13 protein-coding genes are annotated in these 17482 nt (G+C 52.6%); 5 read left to right on the top strand and 8 right to left on the bottom strand.

Annotated features, from left to right (window positions below):
* Positions 1-3: 3 nt before the first annotated feature.
* From cheA to AAH450_RS06790, 8 genes are all read right to left on the bottom strand, one after another.
* A complete protein-coding gene (gene cheA, locus AAH450_RS06755; protein ID WP_342909489.1) occupies positions 4-1986 on the bottom strand; it encodes a chemotaxis protein CheA in 1983 nt (660 codons plus the stop codon).
* Positions 1987-1990: 4 nt separating this feature from the next.
* Complete coding sequence (gene motB, locus AAH450_RS06760) at positions 1991-3028, bottom strand: flagellar motor protein MotB (protein WP_342909490.1); 1038 nt, start codon at positions 3026-3028, stop codon at positions 1991-1993.
* Positions 3025-3912: a flagellar motor stator protein MotA gene (motA, locus tag AAH450_RS06765; RefSeq protein ID WP_306206048.1), complete on the bottom strand. Its 888-nt coding sequence runs from the start codon at positions 3910-3912 to the stop codon at positions 3025-3027. The genes motB and motA overlap by 4 nt, the downstream gene beginning before the upstream one ends.
* Before the next feature lie 133 nt (positions 3913-4045).
* On the bottom strand, positions 4046-4624 hold the full coding sequence (flhC, locus tag AAH450_RS06770; protein ID WP_306206050.1) for a flagellar transcriptional regulator FlhC: 579 nt from the start codon (positions 4622-4624) through the stop codon (positions 4046-4048).
* Positions 4624-4977: a flagellar transcriptional regulator FlhD gene (gene flhD / locus AAH450_RS06775; protein WP_318790443.1), complete on the bottom strand. Its 354-nt coding sequence runs from the start codon at positions 4975-4977 to the stop codon at positions 4624-4626. Before flhD ends, flhC begins: the two co-directional genes overlap by 1 nt.
* Positions 4978-6004: 1027 nt before the next feature.
* Positions 6005-7435 (bottom strand): alpha,alpha-trehalose-phosphate synthase, encoded by a 1431-nt coding sequence (gene otsA / locus AAH450_RS06780; RefSeq protein ID WP_342909491.1) that lies wholly within the window; start codon positions 7433-7435, stop codon positions 6005-6007.
* On the bottom strand, positions 7410-8219 hold the full coding sequence (gene otsB, locus AAH450_RS06785; RefSeq protein WP_342909492.1) for a trehalose-phosphatase: 810 nt from the start codon (positions 8217-8219) through the stop codon (positions 7410-7412). The genes otsA and otsB overlap by 26 nt, the downstream gene beginning before the upstream one ends.
* Positions 8220-8630: 411 nt before the next feature.
* Positions 8631-9812 carry an HD-GYP domain-containing protein gene (locus AAH450_RS06790; RefSeq protein ID WP_342909493.1) on the bottom strand — a complete coding sequence of 394 codons (1182 nt, stop codon included), beginning with the start codon at positions 9810-9812 and terminating at the stop codon, positions 8631-8633.
* A 307-nt stretch (positions 9813-10119) separates the two neighbouring features.
* On the opposite strand from AAH450_RS06790, the gene umuD reads away from it, so the two are divergent.
* The 5 genes from umuD (at position 10120) to AAH450_RS06815 (ending at position 17383) form a co-directional block, all read left to right on the top strand.
* Positions 10120-10539 carry a translesion error-prone DNA polymerase V autoproteolytic subunit gene (gene umuD, locus AAH450_RS06795; RefSeq protein WP_342909494.1) on the top strand — a complete coding sequence of 140 codons (420 nt, stop codon included), beginning with the start codon at positions 10120-10122 and terminating at the stop codon, positions 10537-10539.
* A 99-nt stretch (positions 10540-10638) separates the two neighbouring features.
* On the top strand, positions 10639-11181 hold the full coding sequence (locus AAH450_RS06800; RefSeq protein ID WP_342909495.1) for a TetR/AcrR family transcriptional regulator: 543 nt from the start codon (positions 10639-10641) through the stop codon (positions 11179-11181).
* On the top strand, positions 11178-12314 hold the full coding sequence (locus AAH450_RS06805; RefSeq protein ID WP_342909496.1) for an MFS transporter: 1137 nt from the start codon (positions 11178-11180) through the stop codon (positions 12312-12314). Before AAH450_RS06800 ends, AAH450_RS06805 begins: the two co-directional genes overlap by 4 nt.
* 703 nt (positions 12315-13017) lie before the next feature.
* Positions 13018-16785: an FAD-dependent oxidoreductase gene (locus tag AAH450_RS06810; protein WP_342909497.1), complete on the top strand. Its 3768-nt coding sequence runs from the start codon at positions 13018-13020 to the stop codon at positions 16783-16785.
* 46 nt (positions 16786-16831) lie between these two features.
* Positions 16832-17383, top strand: a complete 552-nt coding sequence (locus tag AAH450_RS06815) for a hypothetical protein (RefSeq protein WP_342909498.1) — start codon at positions 16832-16834, stop codon at positions 17381-17383.
* Positions 17384-17482: the final 99 nt, after the last annotated feature.

Here is a 17482-nt window from a genome sequence, read left to right on the forward strand (position 1 = left end):
AAGTCAGGCCGCGGCTCCCGCCACACGCTTTTCACGGTTGAGAGACTGTAGTGCCGAAACATCGACAATCAGCGCCACGCTGCCATCGCCCAGGATGGTGGCCGCAGAGATACCCGGCACTTTGCGATAGTTGCTTTCCAGATTTTTTACCACGACCTGGTGCTGACCAATCAGCTGATCTACCAGCATCGCATAGCGCTTTCCGGCGCTTTGCAGGATCACCACGATGCCCTGAGTCGCTTCAGTTTTTGCACCCTGCACGTCGAACACGTTCCACAGCTCCACCAGCGGCAGGTATTCGCCACGCACTTCCAGCACACGCTCGCCTCCGGCCAGCGGATGCAGGTCATCAGCCAGCGGTTGCAGCGACTCCATCACCGCGTTCAGCGGCAGGATAAAGACTTCGTTCGCCACACGTACGGACATGCCGTCGAGGATGGCGAGCGTCAGCGGCAGCAGGATACGGATGGTGGTGCCTTTGCCCTGCTTAGAGGAGATCTCGACATGGCCGCCCATCTCCTGAATATTTCGCTTCACCACGTCCATGCCCACACCGCGGCCAGAGACGTCGGTCACCTGCTCCGCCGTTGAGAAGCCAGGGGCGAAGATCAGCATGCCAACTTCTTCATCGCTCATCGACTCGCTGACCGGCAGGCCGGAAGAGAGCGCTTTGGCGAGAATACGTTCACGGTTCAGGCCCGCGCCATCATCCACCACTTCAATGCAGATGTTGCCACCCTGGTGCTCGGCGGAGAGCGTCAGGTTACCTACCGCGTCTTTGCCCGCAGCCAGACGTTTCTCCGGTGACTCGATACCGTGATCCAGGCTGTTACGCACCAGATGGGTTAACGGGTCAATAATGCGTTCGATCAGGCTCTTATCCAGTTCGGTAGAACTCCCCAGCAGGGTCAGCTCCACCTCTTTGCCGAGCTTGCTCGCCAGGTCGCGAACCAGACGCGGGAAGCGGCTGAAGACATATTCCATCGGCATCATACGGATGGACATCACCGATTCCTGCAAGTCACGGGCGTTACGCTCTAACTGCCCCATGCTGTTCAGCAGGTCGCCATGCGCCACCGGATCCAGCTCGCCTGAACGCTGCGCCAGCATAGACTGGGTGATCACCAGTTCACCTACCAGGTTAATCAGCTGATCCACTTTTTCCACCGCAACGCGGATGCTGGTCGATTCGCTGACTTTCGGCGAGGCCGCTTTTTTCGGCGCTTCGCGTTTCACCGCAGGCGTGATGTCGCTGACTGTCGCCAACGGCGCAGCGGGTTCTTCAACCAGCTCTTCGACCACCACTTCTGCTACCGGCGCAGTGGCACCGGCGGCGGGGAATTTGATCTGCGACTCTTCAATCACAAAGCAAAGCACAGCCACGATGTCATCCTGACCTACAGAGGAGTCCAGGGTGAGTTCAACGGAGGTTTCACCCTTAACCACATCAGAAACCGTGCCCAGATTACCTAACTCTTCCAGCATCAGCGGGATTTCGTTCGGCTTGAGATCGACCAGCGCCAGTCTCAGACCGGCGGCTGCTGCCGGAGCTGCCGCAGTCGCCAGGACTTTTGGCGGCTCAATCACTTCACCCTTGGCTTCCAGGGCCAGCTGACGCAGCATCTGACAGATGTATTCAAACGTCTCGGCATTGGGTTCCGTGGCGGTTTTATAGGCATCCAACTGTTCCTGCATAATATCTTTAGTTTCCAAAAACAGGTTGATGATATCGGTGCTCAGCTGCATTTCGCCGCGACGAGCACCGTCGAGAATGTTTTCCAGAATGTGCGTGGTTTCCTGTAATACAGTAAAACCAAAGGTCCCCGCTCCGCCTTTAATTGAGTGGGCCGCACGGAAGATAGCGTTAAGCTGTTCCGAGTCGGGTTCCTGCGGGTCTAACCCCAACAGGTGTTGTTCCATGTCGGCCAACAGTTCGTCGGCTTCATCGAAAAACGTTTGATAAAAATCGCTGATATCCATGCTCACGGTATCACCTCTGCTGTGAGTCGCGATCGGTCTGAACCGCTGGTGTTGGCTTAACCGGGGCTACTGCTCCCGACGTCGCTTTTTCACCTGCTGGCCCAGCCTCTGAAGGTTGAGGGTCAGGGTTTTTTGTTGCTCCGGACGGTATGGCCGGGGCAACGATTTCTTTAAGCGCGCCAGGATCGTTGCCGATTTGCGTCGCGTCACTTTCCGCGTTTTCTTTTTGAATCTCCACTTCGGTGTCATGGTTCAACACCAGCAGACTGATTCGACGGTTTACAGCATCATTCGCGCCGCGGTTTTTTAATCTCATGGTATCGGCCATGCCGACCACGCGCAGCATCTTGCCGCTATCCAGCCCGCCAATCACCAGCTCACGCCGCGAGGCGTTAGCACGATCGGCTGACAGTTCCCAGTTACTGTACCCACGGTCACCCTTAGCATACTGAAAGTCATCGGTGTGGCCGGCCAGGCTGATTTTGTTCGGAATATCATTAAGGATCGGCGCGATTCCCCGTAAAATATCGCGCATGTACGTCTCCACTTCGGCGCTGCCGGTTTTAAACATTGGCCGGTTCTGGCTGTCGATAATCTGGATCCGCAGGCCCTGTTCCACCATATTGATGATCAAATGGGGACGCAGCGCTTTTAGTCTTGGATCCGCTTCTATCAGCTGGTCAAGCTTTTCACGCAGACGGTTCAGACGAATGTCATCCAGCTTGCGTTTCTGCGCATCCATATCCATGACCTTCTGTACTTCTCCCTTTTTCTGCGTCGGATCTTCTCCGCCGCCAGGGATTACGCTGACGCTTTCACTGCTGCGTGTCCCGCCGGTGATGGCAACCTTCAACGGCGTTTGAAAATATTCCGCTATGCTCTCTCGCTCTGAGGGCGAGGAGATGGAAATCAGCCACATCACCATAAAGAACGCCATCAGTGCGGTCATGAAGTCGGCATAAGCAATCTTCCATGACCCGTGCCCACCCTCATGGCCTTTGTGCTTCTTTTTCTTAACCACAATAATGGGGTGATTGTTATGCTTCATGCGTCTTGATCCGAAGTCTGTTTCGCGGGTGATTTCGCGTTACGGACGTGCTCCTCCAGCTCGGTAAACGACGGCCTGTCGGTTGAGTAGAGCGTTTTACGGCCAAACTCAACGGCAATTTGCGGCGCATACCCATTCAGGCTTGAGAGCAACGTCACTTTTATGCACTGCATCATCTTGGTGGTTTCAGCACACTTCTGCCGCAACACGCCAGCCAGGGGAGAGATAAATCCATAGGCCAGTAAAATCCCCAGGAAGGTTCCCACCATCGCATGGGCCACTGACGCCCCCAGCTCAGCAGCGGGACGGTCGGCGGCAGCCAGCGTATGCACCACCCCCATTACCGCCGCCACGATCCCGAAGGCTGGCAGTGAATCGCCTACCGTTTGCAGTGCCGTCGCCGGAACTTCGCATTCGTGTTCGTAGGTTTCAATCTCTTCATCCATCAGCGCTTCAATCTCAAAGGCATTCATATTGCCGCTGACCATCAGTCGCAAATAGTCGGTAATGAAGTCCACTAATCTTTTATCGGCAAGAATGCGCGGGTAATTAGCAAAAATTTCACTTTCCTGCGGACTTTCAATATCCCCTTCCAGCGAAAGCATCCCCTGCTGACGGGATTTGGCCATCAGGCGATAGAGTAAGGCCATCAAATCCATGTAGACGGCTTTGTTATATTTTGCGCCGCGCATTAATAACGGCAGGGATTTCACGGTGGCTTTAATCGCCTTGCCATTATTTCCAACAATAAAGGCACCGATGCCCGCACCGCCGATAATCAAAAGTTCTGAAGGTTGATAGAGCGCACCCATGTGCCCCCCTACCATTGCATAGCCCCCCAACACCGACCCGAGAACCAGGACATACCCTAAAATAATTAACACAAGCGATCCTTACGTCTGGTGACGTGTGGGTTAAAAATGAACCAGAGGGAGTCAGGCTGTTTCACCGGGCGTGGGCAAAAAAAAAGCAGCGGTTATTAACCGCTGCTGGATTCATTCCACGTGGTGAACACTATTAAACGGCTTGTTTAACCTGTTCATCCAGCAGTTGTGAAATGTTATCGGCAGATTCTACGATAAGTTTACGTCTTTTTACCGCACGAGATGGCGGCTGGCACAGGCTACAGACAAAGCTGCCGACTGGCTGATGTGCATGATTAATAAAGCTGCCGCCGCAGCATTTGCAGTCGGACAATTCAAGCATTCCGCTCTCAACAAACCGGACTAAGGTCCAGGCGCGAGTCAGCGCCAACAGCGGGCCTTCGTCCTGTTGCGGGCATTGCTCGAGATAGAGTCGGTACGCCTTGATGACGGCATCCACACCCTTGCTCAACCCGCTTTTGAGTAAAAACTGCCAGGCGTTACAGAACATCGTAGAGTGGATGTTCTGCTCCCAGGTCATAAACCAGTCAGTCGAGAAAGGCAGCATACCTTTCGGGGGCGGACTGCCGCGCAGTTCTTTATAAAGCTTAATTAAGCGGCCACGGCTTAATTGCGTTTCGCTTTCTAACATTTGCAGACGCGCGCCCAACGAAATTAATTCCATCGCCAGCTGAATATCACGCGCTTCCTGAACAATACTTTTCTCACTCATTAACTCGCCCTCTTTTTCGGCAATTCGTCCGCTTTCCCCGACACGTTGCGTAATAAACGGCTGGATAACAGAATGCCGGTATGGATTTGTTGTAAATCATCCACGCGAGACTCTTTAGTTAAGCGAGTAATCGTATTATGGTCATTAAAACGGAACTGGCACACTAACTGATTCGTTTCAGCCAGTTTTACCATTTCTGGCAGCGTCAGCTGCGAAAGAGCATCAGCCATTGGCTCATCAATGCCCAGACGAAACATTGCAGAGGCTTTTTCCTGATTAATAAGGCGTTGCGCAAGCAATAAATAAGACAAGTTGATGTCGTAAATATGTTTGAGTAATTCTGATGTACCCATTTTTCTTTCCATCCTGACTGACGCTACTTAAACGTTTGCGGATTGCGCCGCTACCTTTGTTACTGCTGGGTAATGCTAAAATGGCAAATAATTTTGTGGCACAAGCCAAACGTTTTGCGAAGCTGCCAGCTGCTTTAATTGCTGCCGTACAGAAAGTTATCATTAACTCATTTTGCCAGTACTGCTCCTGGTCTTCACTCTCATTCCCTGTCCTGGATTTAGGATTTTTCCTGCTGCCTTTTAGGACTATTCTGAAAACAAGGCAACTCTATCCCCTCTGATTTCGACATACAACGAGAGCCAACCGAAATTTTAGATAAAGTGTGACGCAGGTCACACTTTTGGGGTAATTTAACTAAAATAACCCTTCAGCATTGCTGTTGGTTAGTTCACTAACTAATCAATTCTCCCCTTTTTTGTTAAATTTCCTCTCTGACGCTCCGTTTCCAAATGAAAATGATTCCGTTTACGAGTATTAAAGGGAACGGCGATGTGATTCAGATCAATATCAGTTCAAATTTCTGACTTTACAAAAATAAAAAGAATTTTATGCTGGTTAAGGAGCATTAGTCATGCATACAGAATAGTCACATCAGGTGACTGTCAGTTCTGTATATGATGATTGAATTGTGACCTGACACAGGTTTTTAACAGGAAGCGATAACGTTCCGTAAGCCTTGCCAGGCTTGTGTTCAGGCTGTGAAAAGGGATGTAACGGGGAGTAACATAAGGGATGTGAATGTTTTAGAAGGAATTTTACTTTTCACAGTAGTATCGGCAGTTTTCGCTCATTCTTTAGCTTCCCTCCCCTTTTTTCGTTATTTTTCTTATTAATGGCACTTTTTATGACAAATTTAAGACAGGTGTCTCGATTTTTAGCGGTTTTTTGCATAAAAAAAAGGGCGATCTGAGATCGCCCTTATCAAGTCTGGCACAACTTATGCTAGCAGCAGAGAATTCCCCCTTTATTGTACCTGGCACAACCTGTGCCAGAAAAAGAGCATCCTCCCCTGCTGCGGCTGGCTATTTATGCCAGGCGTGGAAATGCAGCGACCTTACTGGCCTCTCCATGCTCCGGGTTGCGGGGCGCCACTGCCTCTAAATCCTTAAGATAACTTTTACGCCAGTGCGTAATATCGTTTCTGCGTAATACCGCCATCATATCGTTGTAGCGGGAGATACGCTCATTCAGGGGCATTGTAGCCGCCTGATTCAGGGCAGCAGCCACTTCGTCACGATCGTAAGGGTTTACAATCAGCGCCGAGGTCAGCTCATTGGCGGCACCGGCAAAGCGAGAGAGAACCAGAACACCCGGATCCTCCGGATCCTGTGCGGCGACATATTCTTTCGCCACCAGGTTCATCCCGTCACGCAACGGCGTCACCAGACCAATATCCGTCAGACGGAATATTTTCATCAGCAGGCGACGGTCAAAGTGCTGGTTAAGGTAGTAGAGCGGTGTCCATCCCAGCGTGCCGTACTTACCATTAATGCGCCCTGCTTCCGTTTCAAGCTGATGACGAATGTCCTGATAGGCCTGCACATCACCGCGCGAGGTAGGGGCAATCTGTGAATAACGAACCTTACCGCGGTGTTCCGGGTAATTTTCCAGCAGCGCTTCATAGGCCAGGAAACGTTCAGGCAACCCTTTGGAGTAGTCGAGACGTTCACAGGCGATGATATTTTTGGCATCACCCAAATCTCTTTTCATCGCGGCCATTTTCGGTGGCAGCGGCCCTTCAGCCATCTCTTTAATGCTGTCCGGCTCAATCCCGATAGGATAAACCTCGGTGGCAAAAGTGTTGCCAAAGGCGCGATGCTGCTTGCCAGTGGTCTGCAACTGCGTCATCAGTGACAGACACTCCAGGAACGCGGTACGGTCACTTTCCGTCTGGAAGCCCAGCAGATCGTAATCGCACAGCATCTCCAGCAGCTCATTATGCGGCGGCAGCGCGTTGAAAATTTCCGGCGTTGGGAAAGGAATATGCAGGAAGAAGCCAATCCGGTTGGTTACCCCCAACTTACGCAGCGCAGCAGCAAAAGGCAGCAGGTGATAATCGTGGATCCAGAGAATGTCGTCTGGCTTCAGGAAAGGCAGCAGGCGTTTTGCCAGCATGGTGTTGACGTTGCAATACCCTTCCCACGCTTCACGCTGGAAATTAACTAAATCCAGACGGTAGTGGAAGGCGGGCCAGATCACAGCGTTAGAAAATTGCAGGTAATAGAGGTCGTAATCATTCTGATTCAACCCAAACGAGGCGTAGGTGACGTTATCCTGTTCAAACAGGCTCATCTCCTCGTCATCTTCACCGATTTCATTGATTTCGCCGTTCCAGCCAAACCACAGCCCACCGGTGGTTTTCAGGGCATCCATAATTCCCACGGTCAGACCGCCAGCGCTGGCTTTTGACCCATCGGGTACAGCGATGCGGTTAGATACGACTACTAAGCGACTCATAACCTTGACTCCTTACCGACGTTGTATCGTCTTCATCTAATTGTAATAGTGTTTGTTCCAGCCAGTGATAAACGGCGTTAACGTCCGCCAGCCGCGAAGTTGCTTCTGTCGGACCCTCGCCCACTTTAATGGTGATGCCGTCCAGGGCATTAATCACGGTAAAACCGGCTTCATCTGTCAGATCATCGCCAATAAAGACGGGCGTTCTGCCAGCAAAAGGAGGCTGCTGCATAAAATCTTTAATAGCAGCGCCTTTATTTACGCCTTTCGGCTTCAGCTCCACCACGCATTTGCCTGGTTGCAGCGTCATCATAGGGAAACGCTCGCACATTGCTTCGGCCAGGGCGAGGATCTCCTGCTGATAGTGCTCCGCGCGGCGATAATGCAGCGCGAAGGCCATGCCTTTGGCTTCAAGTTGGGTATCGGGCATCTTTGCTATTGCATCGCTCAGCAGCAGTGAGAGCGAGCTGGCAACCTCATCCGGCAGGGAGAGACGATCAACGCGGTTTTGAGCATCCCGGCGTTCAGCGCCGTGGACGCCTGCCAGAGGAAGATGGAGAGGAGAAGCGAGCACATCCAGTTCTGCAATCGGACGGCCTGAGACCAGTGCCAGCGCGCCCCCTGATATCCGGGCGAGCCGGGCGAGATGCGCAATAACCTGTTCCGGGATAAACACTTCATCTGGTCGGGACTGGATTGCAGCCAGTGTCCCGTCAACATCAAAGAAGAAAGCATACTGTCCGCCCACGGCTAACCGGGGACCGGACTCATTCTGGGTGTTCAAAGTATTCCTCCTGATTGAGTATGTTACGGCGCTACGTTAAGCAGGCAGTGAATCCGCCTGATAAACGGGCTGGGACAGAAAAATCTGTATGACCCCAACGCACGAGGAAAACGCAACATTATCAGTATTCAGTATAGTGACTGATCCCGACTTTGCCAGGCGAAACGGGGCGACCAGCCTGATTCTGGTTACACAGACTGGCAAATCACTGGAGAAAAATACATAGGATAAAGGCGAAATGTTTCTCTGTATGGATCGGGAAAAGTAGAGCTGGGCAAGGTCAGATAACGCTGATAACGGGATAAGGTGAAGTGAAGTGAAGTGAGGTAAAGAGAATGTGCAGAGAGGGGTTAACGATAGAAGACCTTGCTGGCCACCGGACGATAAGGCAATGCGCAGTTTAGCCGCAGATCAGGCAACCGGTGCCATCCAGAGTGCATTAAGATCCATTCCCTGCCAGTAATTGGACTCTTCCGGGCCGGTAATGCTGTCCCAACAAAATCGATCCGAAAGATCGACCTTTTCTGGCGAGATGGTCTGGTTAGTGACCAGCGAATAGAACGCGCAGACTTTCGGCTGTAGCAGGGAAGCGTCACCGGGTTCTGCCACCACCGCAATGCGCCCGGAAGCCAGGCGAACAACTGACCCTACCGGATAGATACCTACCGCCTTCACAAAGGCATAAAACACTTTCCGATCGAAATGCCCTTCCCAGCTCGCCATCTGATGCATGGCGCTGGCGGGGTTCCAGCCGGACTTGTAGGGCCGGTTTGAGGTAACAGCATCATAAACATCGCAAACGGCAGCCATCCGGGCCAGCAGCGAAATTTCGTTGCCCTTCAGTCCGTGCGGGTAACCGCAGCCGTTTACCTTCTCATGATGATGTAACGCCACATCCAGCAAATCCTCTCCCCCGCCACTTTTACGCAGCAAGGCTTCACCGATGACCGGATGTTGCTTCATAAGGGCGAATTCTGTATCGGTCAGCTTACCCGGCTTGTTGAGGATCTCCAGAGGGATGCCCGCTTTACCGACATCATGCAACAGCCCGGCCATGCCCGCCCGCCGCACCTGTTCTTCATTCAGCTCCAGCTGGCGCGCCAGCGAAACCATCAATGCGCAGACCGCCACTGAATGCAGATAGGTATAGTCATCATGGGTTTTAAGCCGCACCACGCTCAGTAGCGCGGCCGGATGGCGACTGATCGATCCGCCAATCTCATCCACCAGCGGTAACGTGCTGCCCGTGTCTATGGTTCTTCCGAGCCGGGCATCGCTGAACATCCCCATCACCTGCCCTTTGGCATTCAGGCAGATCGCCTGCGCCTGGCCGATCTCTTCATACATACCGCCCCGAGTACACGAAGCAATGTGCTGATCCGATCCGTCCCCGGCTTCAGCTTTATCAGGGCCGCGCCCTTTAGCGAGATCTATCCAGACCTCTTTGATGTCGTTTTCTGCAATGATCTGAATCTGCATATCGGTGGTGAGTAGCATATCGTTATGCACCAACGGGTGCTTCAGCCAGAAAACCTCCAGCTTATGCACATACATTCCGAGCCGCAGTTGCTGTACCTGAATTCGCTTTATCATCCTCTGTCTGTTCCTCCTGTTCCTCCCTTCAGCACTGGTATCGGCTTTGCCGATAAAACCTTCAGTAGATGCAGTCACCGAAGGCACTTTTTACTGGAATTTTACAAATTAACCTGCTGTTCACTTTGTAGCCTGCCACTAAAAGTTCTGGCTGCTGTTCTCCTGGCAGAAGGGCTGAAAACGGCTGCCAGCAATCGCTAAATTTTCTCAGGGAACAGAAGAGTAGAAATTTCTCCTTACTAAGCACTTGATCAGGTGGCGTAATTGATAATACTGTACATATACACAGTAACATTGAGTAATAATAATGAATATCTATCAGCTGGCTGAGGCCCCGCTTTCCCTGACGCTGCCCTTGTATGTCGAGCGCGTGGCCTGTGGCTTTCCCAGCCCGGCAGCAGACTATGTTGAGTCCAGAATTGATTTGAATGAGCTGCTGGTCACTCATCCCAGCGCCACTTACTTTCTTCGCGCTGCCGGGAATTCGATGATCGAGGGCAATATTCACGACGGCGATCTGCTGGTGGTGGACAGCTCGCTGAAGCCGCAGCATGGCGACCGGGTGATTGCGGCCATTGATGGCGAATTTACCCTGAAACAGCTACAGCTTACCCCCTGCGTCAGGCTGCTCTCCATGAACCCCAGCTATCCCTCTATCGATATTGATGATGAACAGGGCCTGAACATCTTTGGCGTGATTACTTACATTATTTATGCAGCGCGGTAGCGGGCCAGGGCTGCCATAAGGAAATGCGGCAGGCAGGAGCTGAGCCGCTTTTTACCGGTGCAGGTTGCAAAAGTAAAACGATCGGTTTACTTTTTAAGGATGAATAAAAAACAAGATATCCTCGAGGCCGCCGAGCGGTTGTTCTATCTCAACGGCTTCCATGCCACCAGCACGGACCGGATCTGCCGCGAAGCGGGGGTCTCCACCAGGACGCTGTACCGCTATTTTCCCTCACGGGAGGTGCTCACCAGTGCGGTTATGACGGCAAGAAGTGAAAGATTCTTTGCCGATCTCTTTCACCCCACGCATCCGGAGGCAGTAAGCCAGCTGTTTATCGTGCTGGGTAAATGGATGCAGGAACAGGGCGCGCTGGGATGCTTCTTTATGAAAGCCTGGGGCGAGTATGCTGAAGAGGATCTTATCCTGGCAGCGCTCGCCCTCGACTATCGCTACACGCTAAGAAAGTACATCGCGGCCTGCGTCAGCCACGCGCAGGGAGAGGAAAACGATGCGCTTTCTGATGCGCTCTGGATGCTGTTTGAAGGGGCTGTTACCACTGCGCTGGTGGTAGGCACAGACGCCGCCCGCCATGCCGGAGACGCGGCCAGTCGGTTGATTGCAAGGCCAGAGGTGAAGCGATGAAAAGCGTCCTGACGCTTGGCATTACCGGCTTTTCGCTGATTGCCGTCAGCTACGGTATGGCCCGCTTCTCCTGGGGGCTGATGATGCCGGATGTGGTACGCGATATTCCCTTCACGCCACGGGTAGCAGGCCTGCTTTCTGCCTGTAGCTTTATTGCTTATTGCCTGACCATCCTCTTTTCACCGCTTCTGGCCAGGCGCGCAGGCCCCCGTCTGATGGCGGTCGCAGCCGCAGGGTTTGCCGCAGTCGGTCTGATTGTGCTGGCACTCTCGTCCGCTCCCGCAGGGCTTGCTGCCGGAATTTTTATTGCCGGTTTAAGCCCCGGCCTCGCCTCGCCTTCCCTTGCCGACGCGGTAAGTCGGGTGGTTAGCGAAAAACAGCAGCCGGGGATGAATACCCTGATTAATGCCGGAACCAGCGCCGGCATCATTCTCTCCGTGCCGGTACTCTTTTTTGTGCCGGGTGGCTGGCGCATGGCCTGCTGGATTTTTGCCCTGCTGGCGGCGTTCTGTGCCATTCCCGCCCTGCGCTGGCTGCCGCGTGAAAGCGTGAGTCTGGGTGAAGAGAAGGGAAGCTGGCGGGAAACCCTTTTTTGCCGGGCGCTGGTACGCCTGATGATTATTGCCTTTGTAAGTGGAATGGCCAGCGCCGCCTGGTGGAGTTTTGGCCCCGAGATCCTGCGTCATCACGTTGGCGTCGATGCCCGTACCGCAAATCTGCTCTGGCTGGTTAGCGGTGCAGCGGGGATCCTGGGCGTGCTGACCGGCCCGGTTGCCTCTTCCATTGGTCTGCACCAGGTTTACCGTGCTTCTCAGCTCTGTATGGCTGCTCCCCTGCTTTTGCTGGCGTTCAGCCACCAGCTGTCAGGGTGGTTTTTTCCTGCGGTTGCTCTCTGTGGCTTGGGCTATATCACCCTGACTGGCGTCCTGCTGGTTTGTGGCGTCTCCGCCCTGGAGAAGGCCCCGGCGACCGGTGCCAGCGTGGTCTTTTTTATGCTGGCCGCGGGTCAGGTTGTTGGCGCCACGCTGTTTGGCCTGATCTCTGCGCAAAGCAGCGCTACTGTCGCGCTGGTGATCTTTTCCATGCTTTCCCTGTCAATGATGTTCTTACGTCCTGCTACGCAAAGAAAATAGCAGATGTCTCTGTCAGCAGGGTTGTCGCTTTCGGGTTACGGGTTACGGGTTACGGGTTACGGGTTACGGGTTACGGGTTACGGGTTACGGGTTACGGGTTACGGGTTACGGGTTACGGGTTACGCACTTTACCCTGTTGAGCTGTAAACAAACTTATTTTTAGCTGTTTAAGTCAGGCATTATTCCGCCATTCCAGGGCCATAAAATAACGCACTCTCACTTGTTAAAGTTAACTGATAAGGCTGCTATTTAATTATAAATGGGACGACAAAAAGTCGAATGCATTAACTATTTTAATGTAATGCGTGCTCTTCAGAGATATTTAAAGCTTACCTTTGATTTATAATAAAAAAAGCTATTACGCCGCCTGATTTTGCTGGAGATAATTTTAAACCGTGTCCAGGGTCACGCTTTAAAGCGTCAGAATAAACCCCGCTACCACCCCGCTCCTATCCTGTTGTAAACAATAATATTAATAACCAGCCGATTTATTAAGTTCTGAAAATTTAACTTATTTCTGCTGCTGCATTTGTAATTTTCAAACCTCAGACTAATACTCAAAGAATCGATTTCCTGACGTTATTAAAAATCCCCTCCTGAACATGAGGACTCTGCGCCTCATTTTAAAGCGTAAAGGACTTAAAATAAAAAAGGTCCTGACCGGGATTTTCGTGGGCAAGTTTATTTTTAGCTGGAATAAAATATGACACCATTTTCATCCTTTTGGCAGGCGGGCTTTGAGGGAGCAGATCATATAACGCGGCAGGGAATACCCTTATCGATGACTTTTACCAATGGGCACCAGAGTAAAGTAGAGGAAGATTATTTTTCACTGGCTGAGTTAGGCATTACCACCGTGCGGGAGAGCGCTGGCTGGCGACAGTGTGTTACCCGTTCAGGTTATGATTTTTCTGCCGTTGAGCGCTGTATAAGGGCGGCCAGAAAAGCTGGCATCCAGATAACCTGGTCGATCTGCCATTATGGTTTTCCGGCGGAAGCGCTGGTTTCTGAGGCGGTTTTTATTCAGCGCTTTGCTGAGTTTTCAGGTGCGTTGGCCCGTTTTCTGGCCCCGTTTTATGACGATGCCCCCATCTATTCTCCGATAAACGAGATCTCTTTTACCAGTTGGGCGCTCTCGGTAGGCTTTTTCCCCTTCTCTGAGGCTGAATCGCTGCCTGAAGGGATGGTTATTAAGCGCTTACTGGTCAGGGCTGCCATCGCCGCCTGCGATGCTATCTGGCTCGCGGACCCGCGCGCCCGCATCCTGCACTGCGACCCTGTTATTCATATCGTGGCTCCCGACGACGCGCTACAGGAATTGGCCCGTTCCGAAAGCGATGCTCAGTACCAGGCATGGGATATGTTGTGCGGGCGTCTTGAACCTGAATTAGGCGGCGCGCCCCGGTATCTGGACCTTATCGGCGCCAACTATTATCACAATAACCAGTGGGAACTCCCCACGCATCGCCGCCTCTGGTGGCATCTGGGCGATCCCCGCCGCGAACCGCTGCATCGCCTGCTCGGCGCACTTTACCAACGCTATCAGCGCCCGATCCTGCTGGCAGAAACCAGTCACCCCGGCAGCGGCAGAGGTGCCTGGCTGAATCATATTACCGCCGAAGTCGCGCACGCTCTGCTACAGGGAACAGAGTTACTGGGAATATGCCTCTATCCGGCGATTGACCGCCATGACTGGGAAAACAGCGATATCTGGCATCACAGCGGCATATGGGATGTCGCCCCTTTTACTACCGGCCTGTTTACAAGAACCTTAAATCAACCTTATGCAGATGCCATTCTTAATGCCAGAAATTTTCTTCAGCATTTTCAGGAACATCATTACCGCATAAGCCGAAAAAGTGAGGAGAGAAAAATGACGCCCCCTTTAATGATAGTGTTCAGCCACCTGCGTTGGGATTTTGTTTATCAGCGTCCACAGCATCTTTTAACCTTGCTGGCCCCCCACTTTCGCATTCTGTATGTTGAAGAGCCTGTGTATGAACAGGGGCCGTCCGGGCTACACCTTTCCCAGCCTGCACCCAATATTACCGTGGCACGCCCTCACACAGCGCTCTCTTCGCCCGGTTTCAGCGACGAGCAGATAGCGGAGATGCGCCCCCTGATCGGCGAATATTGTGCGGATGAAGAGGCCCCATACGTCTGGTTTTATACGCCGCTGGCGTTGCCGCTGATGGAAGCGGTGGAACCGGGTTTAATTGTCTTCGACTGCATGGATCAGCTCTCCGCTTTTAAAGATGCTCCACTCGATTTACTGAGTCGGGAAAAAGAGCTTTTCAGCCGTGCCGATATTGTTTTTACCGGCGGGCCAAGCCTTTTTGCAGCCAAAAAATCGCTGCATAGCAATATTCACTGTTTTCCCAGCAGCGTGGATGCCATTCATTTCGAGCAGGCGCTGGACAGAGGGAATGGCCATCCTCTGCAACAGGAGATGCGCCATCCCCGACTGGGCTATTACGGCGTTATAGATGAACGTCTGGATCTCACGCTGATAGCCGCTTTAGCGACGGCGCATCCTGAGTGGGAATTTATTTATGTCGGCCCGGTGGTCAAAATAGATCCCTCTTCCCTGCCGCAAGCCAGCAATATTCACTATTTCGGCCAGCAGCCTTATCAGGCACTGCCCCAGTTTCTGGCGGACTGGGATGTCTGTCTGATGCCCTTTGCCCTTAATGAGTCCACTCAATTTATCAGCCCGACAAAAGTGCTGGAATATATGGCTGCGGAACTGCCGGTCGTCAGCACGGCGATAAAAGATGTGGATATGCTCTATGGCGATCTTATTTTTATCGCTACTGATACCGCCAGTTTTATCTCTGGCTGTGAGCAGGCTTTAATGATGACGGGGAAAGAGATCCGCAGCATGCGGCAGAGAATGCGGGATATTGTCGGCAGAAGTTCCTGGTTAAAAACCGCCGCACAAATGAAAGATCTGATTGATGAAGCGGCAAGAAAACGCCTACAGCATAAGCAGGCAAATTACCTCGCTGCTGAGGATAATTCGGTTGTTAATCTCTTTTCAGCCCATGAAGAGCGCCCGCTCTCCGCAAAGTATCTGATTCTGGGTGCGGGTCCTACCGGCCTTAGCGCCGCTTATCATCTTGGCGAAGAGGCGGTAATCCTTGAGCGCAACGATGCCGTGGGAGGCTGGTGCCGATCGGTAAACGATCGGGGATTTGTCTTTGATTACGCTGGCCATATTATGTTTTCTGCCGATCCCTATGTGCTGGAGATGTACACCCTTTTATTAGGTGAAAATCTGCACTGGCAAAACCGTGAAGCCTGGGTCTGGATCGATGGCGTCTATACCCGTTACCCTTTCCAGGGCGCGTTACATGGCTTGCCAGCTTCAGTGATTAAAGAGTGCCTGCTGGGAGCCATTGAGGCTCGTTACGGAAGAACGGATCTGAAAGCGGTTCGTGACCTGGCAGATAAAGATTGTTGTGCCGATGGCACTGTTTCAGCAGCGGGCGACTGCACACTTACGCCTGAAGATAAAGAGTGCCCTGATTTCGAGTCGTTTATTTATCGTACCTGGGGCGCCGGCATCGCCAAACATTTCGCCATTCCCTACAACAAAAAGATCTGGAAAGTGCCGCTTAATGAAATGGAAACCTCCTGGCTGGGAGGACGTGTGCCCTTGCCCGACCTGGCGCAGATTATTGAGGGTGCGCTGGAACCTTCTGCCAAGCCGGTGGGGCCGAATGCCCGCTTCGCCTATCCTCTCCAGGGCGGTTTCCAGGCTTTGATGTCAGGTTTCCTGCCGCTATTAAAAGGGACGCTGAAAACAGGCGCGGAAATTGTACGCATCCATCCGGCACAACGCAGAGTGATCCTCTCCGACGGGCAGCGCTACCAGTATGAGTCGTTAATCAGCACTTTACCTTTACCGGAATTAATCAGGATGATGGGAACATCTGCGCCACAGGAGATCAGGGAGGCGGCGGCAGGACTTAAGTTCACTTCCGTACGCTGCGTGAACCTGGGGATCGGACGGGCGAATATTACTGATAAGCACTGGGTTTACTATCCGGGGGATACGCTCTTCCACCGCGTCTTTATGCAGGGCAATGCCAGCCCATTTTGCAATCCGGAAAATGGGTTTGGGCTTACTTGCGAGATGACCTATACCGAAGATTCTCCGTTGCCTTTAACCGGGGAGGCGCTGAACCAGCGCTGCATTGAGGATTGCATCCGGGTGGGGCTTTTTACCGCGGATGATGAGGTGCTTACCGCCTCCCAGACCGATATTCCCTGCGCCTATGTGATTTACGACCATCAGCGTCAGGCAAACGTAACGAAAATTCGACAATGGCTCAGCCAGTACGGTATCACCCTTTCCGGACGATACAGCGAATGGGAATATTACAATTCCGATCATGCTTTTCTGGCCGGTAAAAAAGCGGCAGAAGCGCTGCTCTCCGCATCGACAAAAACAGGAACGCCCTACTAAACTGGATGTTTTATCCGCCATTTAGTGATGTAGAGAAAGGGAAAACATGAAGATTGCTTGCCTGGGGTGGGGATCGCTTATCTGGAAACAGGAACAGTTACCGGTAAAAGGGGAATGGCAGATGGATGGCCCTGCCCTACCCATTGAGTTTTGCCGGATTGGTGAGGCAGGAGAGCTGGCGACAGCAATTTGCGTGAATGCGGCACCTTTACCGGTATTGTGGGCCTGGCTGGGGACAGAGGATCTGGCGGCAGCACGGCACGCGCTCACTCTGCGGGAAGGGATCCCCGCCAGTCGGCCTGATGGCGTTGGCAGCCTGACAGTGACTGAACGGCCGGTGGGTATTCTGGCGGAGTGGGCAAAGGCCAGAGGCATCGAGGCGGTGATCTGGACCGCACTGCCAGCCAGAAGTGATTCTGTGGAAGGGAAAATCCCCTCAGCAGAGGAAGCGATAGCCTATCTCAGTGGACTGGAAGGCGAAAAACGGCACCATGCACGGCGCTATATCGAACGTGTTCCGGCTCAGCTGACTACGCCCTATCGCCGGGCAATAGTTGAGGCGCTTGGCTGGGCAATGCCTGACAACCTTAACGTCTGATACTCTACCCTCGCCGCTTTATGCGGCGATTTTTTTCGCTCACTCTGTTGGTGTCCGCCCCTTTATCCCTTAATAACGCGTAGCTCTCCTTTCTCGCCT

This window comes from Erwinia magellanica, assembly GCF_039023495.1.
Taxonomy (GTDB): Bacteria; Pseudomonadota; Gammaproteobacteria; order Enterobacterales; family Enterobacteriaceae; genus Erwinia.